General features: G+C 65.6%; 14 protein-coding genes. 8 read left to right on the top strand and 6 right to left on the bottom strand.

The window, feature by feature from the left end:
* Positions 1-123 precede the first annotated feature (123 nt).
* Positions 124-1503, top strand: a complete 1380-nt coding sequence (locus AB0L70_RS30520; protein ID WP_363690215.1) for an FAD-binding oxidoreductase — start codon at positions 124-126, stop codon at positions 1501-1503.
* On the opposite strand, the gene AB0L70_RS30515 is transcribed toward AB0L70_RS30520, so the two are convergent.
* From AB0L70_RS30515 to AB0L70_RS30505, 3 genes are all read right to left on the bottom strand, one after another.
* Positions 1469-2158 carry a hypothetical protein gene (locus tag AB0L70_RS30515; RefSeq protein ID WP_363690214.1) on the bottom strand — a complete coding sequence of 230 codons (690 nt, stop codon included), beginning with the start codon at positions 2156-2158 and terminating at the stop codon, positions 1469-1471. The genes AB0L70_RS30520 and AB0L70_RS30515 overlap by 35 nt on opposite strands.
* Before the next feature lie 257 nt (positions 2159-2415).
* A complete protein-coding gene (locus AB0L70_RS30510) occupies positions 2416-2841 on the bottom strand; it encodes a hypothetical protein (RefSeq protein WP_363690213.1) in 426 nt (141 codons plus the stop codon).
* Positions 2841-3134, bottom strand: a complete 294-nt coding sequence (locus AB0L70_RS30505; RefSeq protein WP_363690212.1) for a class I SAM-dependent methyltransferase — start codon at positions 3132-3134, stop codon at positions 2841-2843. Before AB0L70_RS30505 ends, AB0L70_RS30510 begins: the two co-directional genes overlap by 1 nt.
* 73 nt (positions 3135-3207) lie before the next feature.
* Between AB0L70_RS30505 and AB0L70_RS30500 the strand changes: the two genes are divergently transcribed.
* Both AB0L70_RS30500 and AB0L70_RS30495 read left to right on the top strand, forming a co-directional pair.
* Complete coding sequence (locus AB0L70_RS30500; RefSeq protein ID WP_363690211.1) at positions 3208-4032, top strand: AAC(3) family N-acetyltransferase; 825 nt, start codon at positions 3208-3210, stop codon at positions 4030-4032.
* A 101-nt stretch (positions 4033-4133) separates the two neighbouring features.
* Positions 4134-5600, top strand: coding sequence for a M28 family metallopeptidase (locus tag AB0L70_RS30495; RefSeq protein WP_363690210.1), 1467 nt, complete (start codon positions 4134-4136; stop codon positions 5598-5600).
* Positions 5601-5675: 75 nt separating this feature from the next.
* Here AB0L70_RS30495 and AB0L70_RS30490 read toward each other — a convergent pair whose 3' ends face one another.
* The 3 genes from AB0L70_RS30490 to AB0L70_RS30480 all read right to left on the bottom strand — a co-directional run bounded on the left by AB0L70_RS30490 (position 5676) and on the right by AB0L70_RS30480 (position 8645).
* Entirely contained in the window at positions 5676-6479 is an 804-nt protein-coding gene (locus tag AB0L70_RS30490) for an alpha/beta hydrolase (RefSeq protein ID WP_363690209.1), read from the bottom strand.
* 15 nt (positions 6480-6494) lie between these two features.
* Positions 6495-7319 (bottom strand): alpha/beta hydrolase, encoded by an 825-nt coding sequence (locus AB0L70_RS30485; RefSeq protein WP_363690208.1) that lies wholly within the window; start codon positions 7317-7319, stop codon positions 6495-6497.
* A 144-nt stretch (positions 7320-7463) separates the two neighbouring features.
* Positions 7464-8645 (bottom strand): MFS transporter, encoded by a 1182-nt coding sequence (locus AB0L70_RS30480; RefSeq protein ID WP_363690207.1) that lies wholly within the window; start codon positions 8643-8645, stop codon positions 7464-7466.
* 168 nt (positions 8646-8813) lie between these two features.
* Between AB0L70_RS30480 and AB0L70_RS30475 the strand changes: the two genes are divergently transcribed.
* The 5 genes from AB0L70_RS30475 to AB0L70_RS30455 all read left to right on the top strand — a co-directional run bounded on the left by AB0L70_RS30475 (position 8814) and on the right by AB0L70_RS30455 (position 16602).
* Complete coding sequence (locus AB0L70_RS30475) at positions 8814-9338, top strand: DinB family protein (protein WP_363690206.1); 525 nt, start codon at positions 8814-8816, stop codon at positions 9336-9338.
* A gap of 66 nt (positions 9339-9404) precedes the next feature.
* Entirely contained in the window at positions 9405-9800 is a 396-nt protein-coding gene (locus AB0L70_RS30470; RefSeq protein WP_363690205.1) for a trypco2 family protein, read from the top strand.
* On the top strand, positions 9766-13791 hold the full coding sequence (locus AB0L70_RS30465; protein ID WP_363690204.1) for a trypsin-like serine protease: 4026 nt from the start codon (positions 9766-9768) through the stop codon (positions 13789-13791). The genes AB0L70_RS30470 and AB0L70_RS30465 overlap by 35 nt, the downstream gene beginning before the upstream one ends.
* Positions 13792-13979: 188 nt before the next feature.
* Positions 13980-14954, top strand: a complete 975-nt coding sequence (locus AB0L70_RS30460; protein WP_363690203.1) for a hypothetical protein — start codon at positions 13980-13982, stop codon at positions 14952-14954.
* Positions 14935-16602 (top strand): PIN domain-containing protein, encoded by a 1668-nt coding sequence (locus AB0L70_RS30455; protein WP_363690202.1) that lies wholly within the window; start codon positions 14935-14937, stop codon positions 16600-16602. The genes AB0L70_RS30460 and AB0L70_RS30455 overlap by 20 nt, the downstream gene beginning before the upstream one ends.
* The last annotated feature ends 253 nt before the right edge of the window (positions 16603-16855 follow it).

Raw genomic sequence — 16855 nt, 5'->3', positions numbered from 1 at the left:
GAAAACCCTTGGTAGGCGTGGGATCGCGTCATTGCGGGGTAAGCATCGAACGGTTGACCGGGTCGGGGCGCCGGTGGACTATCGGTGGATCGCCTGGGGGAGTGATCAAGGGGGAGATTCACCATGTCCGAGACGATCGAATGGTCGAGACCCAAGGGTTTCGGGGGAGTGCTGCTGCGGGACGGGGATCCGGCGTACGACGAGTCCCGGACCGTCTTCAACGGGATGATCGACAAGCGGCCGGCGATGATCGCGCAGTGCGAGTCAGCGGCCGACGTCCAGGCGGCGGTGCGGTACGGCGTCGAGCGTGAGCTCGAGGTCGCGGTGCGTGGCGGTGGTCATGGGGTGGCCGGGACCGCGCTGACCGACGGTGGCCTGGTCGTCGACCTGCGCCGGATGAACAGCGTGCAGATCGATCCGTTCGCCCGGATCGCACGCGTCGGGGGCGGCGCGACCTGGGGTGATCTCGACCGGGCGGGTCAGAAGTACCTGCTGGCGACGACCGGGGGCCGCGTCTCGACGACCGGGGTGGCCGGGCTGACGCTCGGTGGGGGCTCGGGGTGGCTGGAACGGAAGTTCGGTCTCGCCAGTGACGCGCTGGTCTCGGTGGAGCTCGTCACCGCGGACGGGCGGTTGCTGATCGCGGACGAGACGAAGAACACCGAGCTGTTCTGGGCCTTGCACGGCGGTGGCGGCAACTTTGGGGTCGCGACCTCGCTGACGTTCCACCTCCAGCAGTTGCCGACGACAACGTTGGCGTTGCTGCTCTGGCCGGCCTCGGCGGGGGCCGAGGTAGTCAGCACGTATCGGGATCTGATCGAGCAGGATGCGCCCGAGGAACTGGGTGGGGGCGTGCTGTTCCTGACCGGGCCGCCGGAGGAGTTCGTACCCGCGCACCTGCACGGGGAGCGGGTCGTGGGTGCGGCGGCGGTCTACGCAGGGTCCGAGGCCGAGCTGCGGGAGGTGTTCGCGCCGCTGTTCGCGCTCTCGCCGGAGGGGGAGATGGTCGCGGAGATGCCGTACGCCGATATCCAGTCGGCACTCGACGATCCGCCGGGGTACCGCAACTACTGGTCGGCCGAGCACCTGTCGTCGCTGCCCGATCCGGCCGTGAAGGCGTTCACCGGCCGGGCGGCGGAGATGATCTCGCCGTCACCGTCGCAGCAGATGGTCGTGCCGTGGGGTGGCGCCGTACGGCGTGGTGCCGAGAAGTGGCCGCAGCCGCACCGGCAGGCGGCGTGGGTGGTGCACCCGTTCGGGCTGTGGTCGGATCCGGCCGACGATGCCCGTGGGATTCGGTGGGCGCGGGACGTGTGCTCGGATGTCGAGGCGTGGTCGACCGGGTACGTGTACCTGAACTTCATCGGGAACGAGGGGCAGAACCGGGTGATCGCGGGGTTCGGCGAGGAGAACTACCAACGGCTGTCCCGGGTCAAGTGTGAGTACGACCCCGAGAACGTGTTCCACCTCAACCAGAATATTGAGCCTGGCTGGCCTCGCTAGTGCTCTGACGCGACCACTGGAACGCGACGATTGCGGCGTACGCAACGGCGCCGAGGGGGACGGCCCAGAGCCGGAGGAACGGGAGTTGGCCGCTGAGCGCGGTCGCCGCGAAGATCACGCCGTACACGGTGATCCCGGCGATCGTGCCTCGGCGCCGGCTGTCGAGCTCGGTGCTCGGGAGTGGACCCATGTGGCGGTCGAGTACGACGCCCAGTGCGCTGAGGCCGGCGAGTGACGCCAGGATGCAGAGGACGCCGCCGGGGAGGCCGCCGAGGACGATCGCGACGGCGTTGAAGAACGTGAGCGGCGCGACGGCTAGGCCGACGTCGAGGGCGCCGAAGGTGAGTTGGTTGCGCCTGCGGCGTTTCAGGTCCTTGTCGGCCGGGCGAAGCGGGCCGGGTTCGCCGGAGAAGCGTCGTACGGTCAGGACGAGTCCGGTCACGAGTACGACGAGACTGACCACGCCGATGATCGACAGCAGCACGGATCGGGTCGTGGACATGTACTGCACCGCACCATGCCCGAAGTCACACGTCGCGGACGGCGGGAACCAGGACGTGTGGACCTCCGCACTGTTGCCGAGGTCGTCGTAACTACCGACCTTCTTCGCACAAGCCTCACTCGGGTCGAACCAGTTCGGCTGCGAGCTCGTCACCGCACCCGTCCACCCCAGCCCAAGCACCAACCCCAACGCCAACCAAGACCCCGCCCTACGCCTCACCCACTCCACACCCCCTACCCTCTCATCCGATGCCCCACAAACACTCACACCTATGGCACCTCCGCCAACAGCTGGGGTCGCGTCGGGAGCCGAGGTGCTGACGTTGGACCGCCGGGGGAGTTGCATCCGCCGACGCGGGTGGTGTTGTCGTTGTACGACGCTTATCGGGCCTCTGGGTTGTTTCAGGCTCGTTAGGCGCGGCGGGCGATGGTGATGATGTCTTCGCTGGTGGAGGTCAGGGGACCGCGGGACCAGTCGCCGTACTGGGCTTCTACGTCGAAGCCGGCCTTGGTGAGCACGGCGTTCAGGGTGTCGACGCCGAGGAAGTTGAAGACGGCGCGGTCGGTGCGGAGTGGGACGTCGTCCCGGAGTGCGGTGGTTTCGGTGACGGTGACTACGTTGCCCGCGACCTGCTCTACGTGGTAGATCATCCGGAGCTCGCGCCCGTTGTGATCGACGACATCGAACGGATTGTCGGGATTCCAGCTCTCCCACTCGCGGACTTCCGGATTCCGGGTGCCGAAGACGAACCGTCCGCCGGTGGTGAGCGCCGTACGGATCTTTGTGAGTGACTCCTCGAGATCGTCGACGAGGAACTGGAACGCGTTGCTCGCCATCACCGCGACGTCGACTCGTCGAACCAGGCGATGTCCACGGCCTTTCCCTCGACCCACTCCGCGTCCGGCACGCGCCGCCGAGCCCGCTCCAACATCGCCACATCCGGATCGATCCCGGCCAGCCGCCCGGTGTGCCCGTCGGCCCGAGCCCGCTCCAGCAGCAACCCTGTCCCACACCCCACATCCAGCACACTGCTCGCGCCCATCACGTGCGACAGATAGAAGTCGTCGCTCGACCCCCACGTGTTGATTACGTCGTACAGCGCAGCCGCGTCAGCGTCGGAATAGGTCACGAACCAACCCTCTCCACCCCCGCAACTGATTAATGCAAGGCGGACCAACGGGGTGAGGTGAGATATTGCCCGGGTGCGAGTGACGGCGGAGGAGATCGCGGACGGGTTGCGGCGGCTCGGGTTGGACAAAACGTCGACTGTGATCGTGCACTCGTCGCTGAGTTCCTTCGGGTACGTCGATGGTGGCGCGGAGGCGGTGTGTCAGGCCCTGACGTCCGTGTGCGGCACCCTTCTGCTGCCGGGCGGGAGTTGGGACCTCACCGGGATCCCGGCGCCGCCAGGGATCGCGCGACCGAACAACGCCTACGAACCGGCCGCCTGCTGGGCGGAGTTCGACAAGAAGTTGTCGCAGGCAACCAGCTTCCGGATGGACCTGCCGGTCGACCGCTGGCTGGGCGTGATCCCGGAGACCTTCCGCCGCACCCGTTCACCGCTGCGGACCGCACACCCACTCTTCTCCTACCAGGCCATCGGCCCAGACGCCGAGCGACTCCTCGCGGCGCAGCGCCTGGACTGGCCGCTCGGCCCGATCGAGGCGCTCGACGGTGACGTCCTCCTGATCGGCGTCGACCACACCTCGAACACGACCATCCACCTCGCCGAGCAACTCCTCGGCATGTCGCGCTTCTACCGCTACGCCAAGGGTCCCGACAACACCTGGATGGAGCTGCCCAACATCTCCGGTGAGAGCCACCGCTTCGACGCCATCGAGCCCGCACTTCGATCGGTGACGAAAGAGGTTCACATCGGGCGTTCCCGGGTACGCCGCATCCCGAAGGACGCCGTACTCGCGGCCACCACCCGCCTGGTCCTGGACAACCCGGCGGCTCTTCTCTGCACCGACAACCCCGAGTGTCGCTGCGCCGCCGCGCTCAACCAGCGCCTGGCCTTCGTGTGACTCCACGCGAGCTGAGGTCTGGCCGCGTGTTCGTCACCCCGATAGATTTGCGGGCAGCGTAAGACCTGGGGGAATTGGTCGATCCGCTCTGTGGGGGAAGCATGCGCGTTTTCCGTCGTCAAGTCGCCATCACACTCACGCTGGCCCTCGCCCTCGTCGCCGCACAGCAGGTGCCGGCCAGTGCCGTTCCACCGGACGAGCAGTACGCCAAGCAGCTCGTGAAGAAGGTGGACGGTAAGAACGTCAAGAAGCATCTCGTCGCCCTGCAAGCGATCGCGAACGCCTCGAACGGCACCCGCGCAGCCGGCACGCAGGGCTATGACCTCTCGGTCGCGTACGTCGCCCTTCGCCTGAAGCTGGCCGGCTACAAGGTCACCCTCGACCCGATCAACTACGTCAAAGGCTGGGTCGAGAACAGTCCGCCAACGCTGGCGCAGACGGCGCCGAATGCGAAGACCTACACGCCGAACGGCCAGTTGTTCACCTTCCAGCCGTCGCCCGCAGGTGACGTGACCGCGCCCGTGCAGGGGGTCGACCTGACCCTGCCGCCGACCCCCGTCCCGTCCTCGACCAGCGGTTGCGAAACGTCCGACTTCGCCGGCTTCGTGCCCGGCAACATCGCGTTGATCCAGCGCGGTACGTGTGGGTTCGCGACCAAGGTGCGCAACGCCGGGTTCGCGGGCGCGTCCGGAATCATCATCTTCAACGAGGGTCAGCCAGGGCGCACCGACGCGTTCCCGCTCGACATCGGCGAGTGGCGCGCGAACATCCCGATGGTGTTCGCGGGCTTCGACGTCGGGTCCGAGCTGGCCGCGACACCGGGCGCGACCGTACACCTGAAGGTCGACTCCACCCTGACGCTCGGCACCAACTACAACGTCATCGCCGAGACCAAGAAGGGTGACGCGAACAACGTCGTCATGGTCGGCGCGCACCTCGACAGCGTCACCGCGGGACCGGGCATCAACGACAACGGCTCCGGTGCCGCCGCGATCCTCGAGACCGCGTTGCAGCTCGCGAACGTCCCGGTGAAGAACAAGGTCCGCTTCGGGTTCTGGGCGGCCGAGGAGATCGGCCTGCTCGGCTCCGACCAGTACGTCGAGGGTCTGTCAGCGGCCGAACGCGACCGGATCCGGCTCTACCTCAACTTCGACATGATCGCGTCGCCCAACTACGCCTTCAAGTTGTACGACGGTGACGACTCCGACGCGACAGGTGCACCGGCCGGCCCGCCCGGTTCGGACGCGATCGAGCAACGGCTCTCGTCGTTCTTCGACAGCCGGGGTCTGGCCCACGTCGGCACCGACTTCGACGGCCGCTCCGACTACGGCCCGTTCATCGCGGCCGGCATCCCCGCCGGCGGTATCTTCACCGGAGCCGAAGGCATCAAGACTCCGGCCGAGGCAGCCCAGTTCGGCGGTACGGCGGGAGTCGCGTACGACGTCTGCTACCACCAGGCCTGTGACACTCTCGCCAACGTCAACGCAACCGCCCTGGACATCAACTCGGACGCGATCGCGGACGCCACCGCCCGCTTCGCCTTCAACCTCACCAACATCCCGAACTGACCCGAAGGAGGGCGCCACCCTGGTGGTGGCGCCCTCTGGGATCAGCTCGGGGTGCACGAGCGCAAAGGTCGGAGATCAGTTGGCTCGTGCGGCTTGTTCGATGACCTTGGTGATCGCACCTGGCTCGGTGATGAGGCTCAGGTGGCCCGCTTTGACGCGGGTGATGGTGGAGTGGGCCCGTTGCGCCATGATGAGCTGGGCGGTCGGGGTGATGATCAGATCGCGGGTCCCGAGGACGTACCAGGACCGGATCGTGTCGTACGCCGGCGTACCCGACAGCTCGTTTCCGGCGCTGAGCGTGAGTGGGCGCTGGGACGGGTACAGCAGCTCGGCCTCGCGGCGCGGCACCCCGGACGCGAACGAGGTCACGAAGGTGTCGTGCTTGAGGTAGAGGTCGATGTCGCCGGCCGGCGCGCCCGGGTACGGGACGAAGTCGAAGACTGTGGTCGGATCGACGGCCAGTGCGGAGTCCGCGCCGGCCAGCGGGAAGATCGCCTCACCCGCTGCGGGCGCGAAGGCGTCGACGTACACGAGTCCCTTGACGTTCGGGTTGCCCGTCGCCGCGTTGGTGATGACGGCACCGCCGTACGAATGACCGACGAGGATGATCGGGCCGGACAGGGTGGAGATGAAGTTGCGGATCGTGGCGGAGTCGCTGCTGAGGCTGCGCAGCGGGTTCGGTGGGACGCGGACCGTGTAGCCGTCGCCTTGAAGACGACGGGTGATGTCGGTCCAGCTGGAGCCGTCAGCCCAGGCGCCGTGCACCAGGACGATCGTCGGCTTGGGCTTGTTCGGGTGGGACGCGGCCGCGGGCGATGCCGCGGCCACGAGTACGGCGAGGAACGCGATCAGCAGGGTCAGAACGCGTGAGCGTTTCATCGAGGCTCCTTTGCGCTAGGACTGCAGGAACTCGAGCAGGTCGGCGTTGACCACGTCGGCGTGCGTCGTCGGCAGACCGTGCGGTAGGCCCTGATAGGTCTTGAGTACGCCGTTCTTGAGCAGGGCGGCCGACTTCGGGCCGGCATCGGCGTACGGGACGATCTGGTCGTCTTCGCTGTGCGCGACCAGCACCGGGATCGTGATCTGCCGCAGATCCCCGGTGAAGTCGGTCTGCGAGAAGGCGACGATGCCGTCGTAGTGGGCTTTCGCGCCGCCCATCATGCCCTGGCGCCACCAGTTGGCGATGACCGCTTCGGACGGCTCCGCGCCCGGCCGGTTGTAGCCGTAGAACGGGCCGGTCGGCAGCGCGCGGTAGAACTCGGACCGGTTCGCGGCCAGTTGTGCCTGCAGGTCGTCGAAGACCTCCTTGGGCAGACCCTCCGGGTTGGCGTCGGTCTTCACCATCAGCGGCGGCACCGCGCAGAGCAGTGCGGCCTTGGCGGCGCGAGCCTCGCCGTGCCGGGCCAGGTAGTGCACGACCTCGCCACCACCGGTCGAATGCCCGACGTGGAACGCGTCGTGCAGATCAAGGTGTTCGACGACCGCGGCGAGGTCGTCGGCGTAGTGGTCCATGTCGTGACCGCCACTGGTCTGAGTGGACCGGCCGTGCCCACGGCGGTCATGTGCGACGACCCGGTATCCGTGCTGCAGGAAGAACAACATCTGGTTGTCCCAGTCGTCGGCCGACAGCGGCCATCCGTGACTGAAGACGATCGGTTGTCCCTCGCCCCAGTCCTTGTAGTAGATCTCGGTGCCGTCGCTGGTCGTGATCGTTCCCACTGTTGGTGCCCCCTCAGAAAGCGCATCCGGGCATGACTCGAACAGACCGAACAGGCTCCCCACGGCCCCAGGCCCTCGGTCCCGCGATGAACGCGAAACCCTTTGTCAGCAACAGGTTTGGTGGCCTCGCCACCCCAGGTCACCTTAACCCTCGGCCGCTGATCTGAGGAGTCCCCAAACGGCGAGGACGAGGAGGATGAGGCCGGCCGCCGGAGCCAACGCAAGAGCCGCGGACGCACCGAACCCGTCGGCGGCTCGACCCGCGAGTGACGCCGCAAGGGCCGAGCTGGCCGCGCTTGTCGAGTTGTTCCAGGTGAACGCCTGGGTGAGCGCCGCCGGATGAACCGTCTTCTGCGTGAGCACGTTGAGCAGCACCAGCGTCGGCGGCACCGCCAGCTCCGTCACCACAATGGCCGCACCCAACCAGATCGGCCCAGGTGCGATCGGCAGCATCAGGCCGGCAATCGTCAGCCAGCCGGTCGTCACCACGAGCTGCCGGTACGCCGGGAACCGGCGCGGCCGCAGTCCGTAGAGCCAGCCGGACAACAACCCGCTGATGCTGGACGCGGCCATGATCCCCGCGGCAGCACCCGGTACGCCGTGCCCGACGGCGAACGCACTCACGGAGATCCCGATGGTGCCGAAGTACAGCCCGATGGCCAGGTTGAGGGCCGCAAGTCGCAGGAAGCTAGGCCGAAGGAGAGTCCGCTCGGTGCCTCCGGCGTACGCACTCGCCGGTGCTGGTTCGGTACGGCGCTGTGCCGCCAGTGCACCTCCTCCGCCGGTGATCAGGCCGACGGCGATGAGGCTCGCCAGGGTGGTGTCGCCGAGTGCGCCGAGGGTGGTGACCAGGACCGGGCCGAGGAGGAAAGCAGTGGCGTTGGCCAGCGACTCCAGTGAGAAGGCGCTGGGCAGCTCGTCTGCTCGTTGCTCTCGGAGTAGATGTGCCCAGCGCGCACCGGACAGCGCTCCGAGTTGAGGGACGGCCGCACCGGCACACGTCGCGGCTGTGATCGCCACGGCCGGTGTGGATGACGTTAGTACGACGGCGATAGCGGCAGCGTGGGCGAGCAACGCGAACGGGAGTACGCGCGACTGCCCGCGCCGATCGATCAAACGCGCCACCTGCGGCCCGATCAAAGCCTCAGCGAGCGCGAAGCCCGCGGTGGCCAGACCAGCGGTGGCATAGGAGCCAGTACGAGCGTGCAGGAGCCAGACGAGACCGAGTCCGGTCATGGCGATTCCCACCCGCCCGACCGCTGCAGTGAGGAAGAAGGCTGCAGCACCAGGCGTGCGCAGCAGAGGACGGTAGCCGGAAGACGACATCTGCAGGTCCCTCGTCGCCACTGGCGGTGCGGACCACGCAGAGTCGCCGGCGCCACCGGGGCGGAACAATCACGGCTAGACCAAGGCGGGCCTGAGCGACTTCCAGAAAGATAACACCCGATCGAGTAGAGGTCATGAACTGACCGCTACTGTTCCTAGGCTCGAAGCATGACTACGAACCAGCAGATCGTGACCGGTGAGCGGGCCGACATTCTCGAGTTTCTGGCGAAGCATCGCTACTTCCTGCGGCACACCGCGCAGGGACTCATCGACGAGCAGGCGAACACCCGCAGTACGGTCAGCGAGCTGACGATCGGCGGGCTGATCAAGCACGTGACCGAGGTCGAGCAGCACTGGGCCGAGTTCGCCCGTACCGGCACCGGTGAGGAGACGCCGACGGAGTACACGCCGGAGCTGATCGCCCGGTGGGAGAACCAGTTCCGCCTCGCCGAGGGCGAGACGCTGGCCGGCGTACTGGCGGCGTACGAAAAGGTCGCCGCCGAGACCGAGGAGCTGGTCCGCACCCTCGACCTCGACACCAGCTACGAACTCCCCGCCGCCCCCTGGCAGCCACCCGGCGTCTTCTGGTCCGTCCGCCGCATCTTCCTCCACGTAGCAGCCGAAACCGCCCAGCACGCCGGCCACGCCGACATCATCCGAGAATCCATCGACGGCCAAAAAACCATGGGCTGACCCTGGCGCCCGTACGAGCTGTGCGGCACGCTCTGCACCAGGGGTGTGGTGAAGGGGGCGCGAGGGGTGGACGACGAAACAGGACTGGGCCTGGTGGAGTTCCTGGGGGACCTGCGGGCCGACTTACAGGAGGCGCAGGCGAGAGCACTCGCCGCGAGTCCGCCGGGGACAGCGGACGCCTTGCGGCTGACCGTGGACGAGATCACGGTGACTCTCGAGGTCGCGCACGAGCGCACGCTGACCGGCGAGGCGAGCGGCAAGGTGACGGGGAAGTTCTGGGTGTTCGGCTCGGCCGAGGCCGGTGCCACGGCCGGCGTGCAGCGCGGCCGCACCGGCACTCAGACATTGACTCTGACCCTCAAGCCGCAGCTCGAGATGCAGACGGGTGAACGAGCCGACTTCGAGGTGACCGGGGCGGTCGGCCCCCGTGAGTACCAACCGCCGGCGCCGGCATCGGACTGACGAGGTGCACCCCACACCACTCTGTGTGGCCGAGCTCCGGACTACCTCGGCCGATGGCGTGCACCTGTTGGGCTCCGGTTATCTGGTCGCGGACGGCTGGGTCCTGACCGCTGCACATGTCGTCCGCGACGCCACGTCGGTGCGTGTGTGGGTCGCGCCGGGGGCGACGCCGACGCTCGAGGGTGAGGCTGAGGTCGACAGCTCCCGGATCCAGTACGGCGTGGGGGACGTCGCCTTGGTGCCGATCACCGGGCACGGCTTGCCGGCGGGGTTTCTTCCGGCTGTCCGCGGCACGCTCGATCGGAAGTCCATCGCGGCTGTTTCCGTGACGGCGCTCGGCCTGCCCTGGTACAAGGTGCGGGACGCCGACGACGGCCTGCAGGTCCGTGAGCTGGCTGCAGTCGGAGGGACTGTCATTCCGGCCGCCGACACGAATCTCGGCACGTTGGCGATGGCGGTCACCGGCGGGCCGGATGTCGCCACCCAGAAGGGCGGGTCGGTCTGGGACAGCATGTCCGGAGCGGCGGTTTGGGCGGCCGGTCATCTGATCGGCGTTGTCGTGAAGCACCACGCGCATGAAGGTGCCAGCGCGTTGACCGTCTGGCCGCTCGACTCCTGGGCTGTTCTGGGGCCCGCCATCGACGCGACTCCGCTGGCGCTGAGTGATCTCGTACCTGCCACTTACCTGGGTGTTGCGGCCGACCTGGCACCTGAGCTGCTGACCGGGCGGGCCGGCGATCTCGCCTGCCTGGACGAGTACGCCGCCGGGTCCGATCGCTGGTGGTGGTACGAAGCGGATGCGTTCGCGGGCAAGACCGCGTTGACCGCCTGGTGGGTGTCGAACTACCGGCACCCTGCGCAGGCCGCGTTGGCTTCGTGTTTCCTGCGCAGTGTCAGCAATCTGAACACGGCGGACTACGTGATGCGCTCGCTGTCGCTGCAGTTGGCAGCGATCGCGCAGCTGTCCGATCAGGAGCAGGCACAGCTGGGCTTGCTCACCGGAGACGCCGCGATCCACACCTTCAAAGATCTGCTGCAGAAGGCCGCCGCGCGGTGCGTCGCCGAAGGACGTCGCCTCGTGGTGGTGATCGACGGCCTGGACGAATACCACGTCGCCGGGCAGATCCCGTGCGCCGAATGGTTGCCTAAGGCTACAAACCTGCCGCCCGGTGCGGCGCTTCTCGTGACAAGCCGATCGGGTTCACCGAGCGGCATCCCGGACGGGCATCCGCTCCACGATCACGTGCACCCGTTGGAGCGGTCGGAGACCGCCGCACGGATCCTGGTTCTCGCCGACGCCGAGGTCGAGCAGGCGGCTTTGGCTGATCCGAACGGGCTGACTCACGAGATCCTGGGCTTCCACGCCGCCGCCGAAGGGCACCTGACCCACGCGGAGCTGGCCGAGCTGATCCGCCTGCAGCTCAATCGACCTGTGTACGCGGACCAGATCAAGACGACCTGGAAACTCCACCTGGCCCGCACCATCACACCCGCACCGGGATCGGCCAGTGGTTTCGGCTTCGCCCACGAACAACTGCGCGCCAAGGCCCAGACCCGGTACGCCGACCGTCTGCCCGACTACCGCACGCAGCTCCATGACTGGGCTCGTTCGTACGCGGAGAAGGGCTGGGCCGAGACCCCGCAATACCTGTTGTACTCATACACAGCGATGCTCAGCTCTCAGGTCTCCAAGGACAACGTGGATCGCCTCTACGAGACTGCGTCGTCACCGGGCCGATGGATGGCGCTGTTCCTCGCCGACGGGAGTCCTGGCCTTCCGGACGATGAGATCATCCGGACACAAGCGGCCCACCTCACGGCCTACGAGAACGGATTGCTGGCCAAGCCGGATCTGGAGCTGAGGCTGGCGGTCCTCGGCCTGTCCCGGAGTCCGGTGCGTGGCTCGCTTACCTATCCGGCCACCGGGGTCGCCGTGGTCTGGACGCTTCTCGGCGATGGTGAGAAGGCACTCCGGCTGGCAGGCATGATCCGCGAGCCGGACGGCCGCGCGTACGCCCTGGGTGAGGTGGGCGTCGCTGCGTCGGTCGCCGGCGACAGCGAATTGATGCATCGCGCGCTGAGCCTGGAACAGACCGCCGAGGCCGACGCCGGCCCGTACCAGGCCGCGGTCCAGGCCGACCTGGCTCTGCAACTGACCAAGATCGGCCGCTTCGACGAGGCCGAGCAGGTGGCGCTGCGGATCTCCCGACTCGAGAAGAAGGCCAAGTGCCTCGCCGACGTGGCACTCTGTGCCGCGCGCGCCGGGCAGGCGCAGACAACCCACAGGCTGGCCGAAGTCGTGACGGCTCTAGCGCTCGAACCCGACACCGAAGGCCATCGCCCCATGGGCATCCTCGCGGAGGCCTTCGCGATACTGGGCGATCTCAAACGTTCCGACGAGTGTCTTGTGACGGCCGAGGAATTGACGGCCTCGGCGCGGTTCGCGAACGAGTTCAAGTATCACGACTGGGCGCAGACCGTCGTGCGCACCGCACGATGGCGGACGATGGCCGCGGCCGCTGCGGTCGGTGGTGACGACGATCTGGCCGCGTTCGCCGGGGAGTCCGCGGTGAACGACTGGCTCACCTCGCCGACGTATGCGCTGAGTACGCGGCAGGCGTGGAACATGGCGAATGTCGCCGCCGTCATCAACCAGCTGCACAGCTGCGACATTGCCCGGACGCTCGCAGACAAAGCGGTGAAGATCTCCGTGACCCAATCCGAGCCGCACGACGACGAGGCCGCCTGGGTCGGCTCGACCGCCGACAAGCTCGCCGCCGTACTCCTGGACGCCGATCTCGACGCCCCGGTCATCACGGCAATCGCGCGGGATGAGTGGCAGGAGCAGATCCGGACTCTCCTTGTGCGTCACCTCGCCGCGATGGGTTTGGAAGCCGAGGCGCGTGCGCATCAGGTGAAGCTCGAGCGGATGAGAGAACGTACGTCGACCACCGAGATCGTGGGCGCGGTAGCGCTGGCGAAACGACGTACGGGTGATTGGGACGAGTACGGCGAGGTTGCCCGCGCCACGGTTGAGGCCGAGTTCACCACGATGGTCGCCGAGCAGCGCACCGCGCAACTCGCCACCGCTCGCGAACAGATCGTGCTCCACCTCGGTGACGAGCCGGAGAAAGATTCCTTCCCAGCGCCATCGGTGACGGGATGGAACCTGGACACGGCGATCGTGCTGTTCGATTCCGAGGAGCCTTATCAGCAACGAGAGACGGCGATGAGGCTCGCTGAGATGGTCCGCGAGTACGCCCAGGTCGATGCGGCCGGGGCAGCGGTGCGGCTGCCGCAGATCCAGGTCCTGGTCGACAGAGTGCTTCAGCCCTTCCCGTACCAGTGGTTCAAGGCCGAACGCCGTCTGGTCGAGGCCCGCGTTGCGCTGTCGGAGCTAGATGCCGCTCGCGAGCACGTGGCAGGGATGATCGAGTTCCTGAGCCACCGGGAGTTCCTCGACTCGGCGTTCTACGCGGACACACTCGAGGCTCTCGAAGCGACCGGCGCGTTGACCGACGCCGCCCGGCTGGTCACGATCCTCGCCGCCGACCCGACCGACAACGACAACCTGCGCCGTGAGGTGGCCGGCCACTTCGCGCAGAAAAGCATCCACGGTCCGGTTGTTCTCGCGGCCGCCGCGGCCGAGATCGTCACCGTCGACGTCCCGGCGCGCGATCTCTTCTTTCGTGACTGGTACCAGGGCGCTGTCGACGTGCTCGTCCACCTGGTGCGGGGAAACCATCTCCAGTACGCGCAACAGGTCGCCCAGACACTGCTGCGGCAGGCGGTGAGTCCCGACCTGCTCTGGGCTCAGAGCGCCGAAATCCTTGGTGGTCTGGTGAGAAGCAACGAGCAATCCGTCCGGGACGAGGCGTTGCGACGCCTCACCCTCGCGGACGCGTTCGTCGACCAGATCACCGATCTCCCCGACGAGCTCCTCGAACAACTCCTCCAAACCTACAACTTCGCTGCCCACCCTCCGACGTAGAAAGAGGAGCAGCCGGCCGGCCGCTCCTCTTGTCCTTCTACTTACTGTCAGCTCTCGGCAGGAAACTTGGCGCCCGTGTTGCTGTGGCAGCGGTAGCCGTTGGGATTCTTGTAAAGGTACTGCTGGTGGTAGCAATACCGCCGAGGCGATAGAAATCCTGAGGTGCGGCGCCCAGTACGATGCTGATCATGGTCGTCAGTCCTCCACCCCCAGACTCGGGGCCTCTCCTTGAGGCCTGCATGGGCGCAGGCGCCACCTTGGTTGCGATCATTGGTGGTCTCCTCGTAACGCGTTACATCACGCTAGAGAGTGAGCTGCAAGCATCGCAGGACCGCCTGAAAAGCGAAGAAGCGAGGTTGGCCGAGGCAGAGGACGACCTGAGGTCGGCAAAGGATGAACTCCGTCGAGCCGAAGTTGAATATGTACTGGATGAAAACGATGTCTACAAATATCTCCAATCCGTCGTTGTAAATGACGGACAGGTTGAAGTGTCGAAAGTCCGGAATTTAGCAAGTGTCACGGAGTTCTCGGACGAAGATTTGTTGTCGACTCTAAAAGCCTGGCGTGACGAAATGGCGAAGGCCGTAGGGCATCCCAATCTATGGAACTCTATTCCAACAGACAAGGTGCAACTGGACTCGTGGTCGGAGTTTAGGCGCGGGAAGCAACTGCCGGTTTCCGTAGAAATCATCTGGGAGGCCCTATACAACCTAATCGCAGATGAGTTAGAAGAGCGCGCGCGTTCGCACGTTTCCTATCTTACCCCAACGTCAATGCGTGGGATTATCGGCAGCAATGGGGTGCAAATGGCGAAGGAGATTGAGCGGCTGCGGGGATTTGTCGATGTCGCGCGTGCGCAAACTGATAGGCAACGCGTGGAAACCAGTATGGCTCGCGAAGCAAGGGCGCGAATCAGTAGGCCGCCTGGTCTGGCGGCTGGTCTCGTGGTCTTGGCACTACTCACTTTGGCAACCGTCGTAGTACCTATTCTCTTTTTGGCTCCGACGCCCGCGACTCTCAGTTATGGCGGAGGCGTCGGCATAGTAGCTCTCTTCCTGGCTGCAGTAGTTGTGTTGTTTGGCTATATGACCTGGCACGTGTACAGGCTGCGGAAGTTGAGCCAATCGAGTGACGGCTCAAAAGATGGTCGTCAGGCTGGGTGATTTGGGGGCGACTTTGATAATAGTCCTGGATACGAATGTAATTCTCGGTGATCCGATGTGTTCTGGTGACGCATGGGGAGTCTTGGCGCACGCAGCCGAAGCGTGGGATCTGGAAGTTTTCGTTCCGGGTGTGGTGCTCCTGGAGGCAATCGGAGGTTTTCAGCGGCGCCTCGCCGAACTGAGCATTGCATTCGACGGGTTTGCTGACAAGAAGCGTTTTCGTGCAATGGGATTATTGTCCGGCGTCGAAGACATGCAGATGGCGATTCATGAAGCATCGGAGATGTATTCGGATCGACTGAAGCAAATCTTGTTGGATTTCGACGCGAAGATTCTACCTCTCCCCGATGTGCCGCACTCGGTTCTAGTTGAACGAGCAGTGTCCCGCAGAAAGCCGTGTGATACGCACGGAGACGGGTATCGGGACACGTTGATCTGGTTGACGATCATGCAGATCCTCAAGGACCACGCCGGCGATGTAATTTTCGTCTCGAATAACACAAAGGACTTCGGATCTGATGTCGAAGCTGAGTCCGGCGTGCTTTGTTTACATAAGGACTTGCTAGATGAATTGGAGGCGGCTGGATTCGCAGGTCGCCTGACATATGCCGCGGAGCTGAGAGATGTCGTCTCGGACCTGGCGGCAAGGCTCGCGCCAAATCTTCCGCAAGAAATGCGCTACCTAAAAGACCACCTACAGTCGCAAGTCCTGAGTCAGTTCGTTGCTCAATCAGTGCTTCCTGGTATCGCGCCGACCTCCCTGGACCCTCGGCGCTGCGCATTGCCGGTCGAGACCGCTAGTGCCCAACTCCTCGCTGTAGGTCGGCTCACCGAGTTTCACGCTGAGATTAGAGGTGGAGCCGGGAATGATGCTGCGGTAGTAGATTTCAGCGTATCTGGCGAGTCGGGCGTCGCGATGACACTTCCCCCGACGTTTGCAGACGATCCAGCGGTCTCGCGGTTGCCTGACGGATCTGGTGTGGAGATCCAGGTTTCGAAGACACTTGTGTACCGCGGGTACTTGACGACAAATTCGATCGGCAAGCCGCTTGCGGGCGAGATCAGGCGTATCTCGAGTACCGCAGATGATCCCGGCCGTATTCCCTGGCAGGAGAAGGATGCACGAGAGGAGCTGCGACGTTCCTCGTCACACGCGATTGGTGTCGGTCCGAGGGTCTTGGAGAATCTGGTGCCGGCGATGAAGTTGTACGAGTCGATGCTGCCGAAGGTGGATCCGAAGATGTTCGAGAATCTGGTGCCGGCGATGAAGTTGTACGAGTCGATGCTGCCGAAGGTGGATCCGAAGATGTTCGAGAATCTGCTGCCGGCGATGAAGTTGTACGAGGGGCTGCTGCCGTCGACGAAGCTGTACGAATCGATGCTGTCAAAGGTCGATCCGGAGCTGTTGGGGACGCTAATGAAGACCCCTTCGGCACAGGACCCAGATGGGGCGCCGACGGACGATCCACCCGGCGTGGCCGAGTCGAAAGAAGGCCCGCACTCTTCACGTACAGCGGCAGACCCCGACTCCGAACTTTCCGACGCCGGAGCTGGACCTGAACCGACGTCGAGCGACCGCGTGGAGTCCTCGCAAGGTCTGGACACCGATCCGAACGAGGCCGACCGGGACGGCGACGAAGAGCACTGACTGCCGTGGTCGGACGGCTGGAGCAGCCCCCCATGTTCCAGGCAATCGGATGCGCAGCCGACGCTCGACGTCATAGACCAGCTCTTCGCCTCCCTCAGCTGACCGATCCGTCAGCCAGCGCCATAGTGACCGTTCGAGCCACTCGGGGACGCCGTCCACCAGGGCACCGTACGTTGCGGCCTCATCGGTGTCGCGCACGTCGAGGGGAACCCACAGGTTCGCTTCCCGTTCCTCAGCCGTCAAAGTCAGCCCA

It is taken from the genome of Kribbella sp. NPDC051952 (genome assembly GCF_040680855.1).
GTDB lineage: Bacteria > Actinomycetota > Actinomycetes > Propionibacteriales > Kribbellaceae > Kribbella.
Note: the sequence above shows the minus strand (reverse complement) of the source record. Positions and strands in the feature narration are given on the sequence as shown.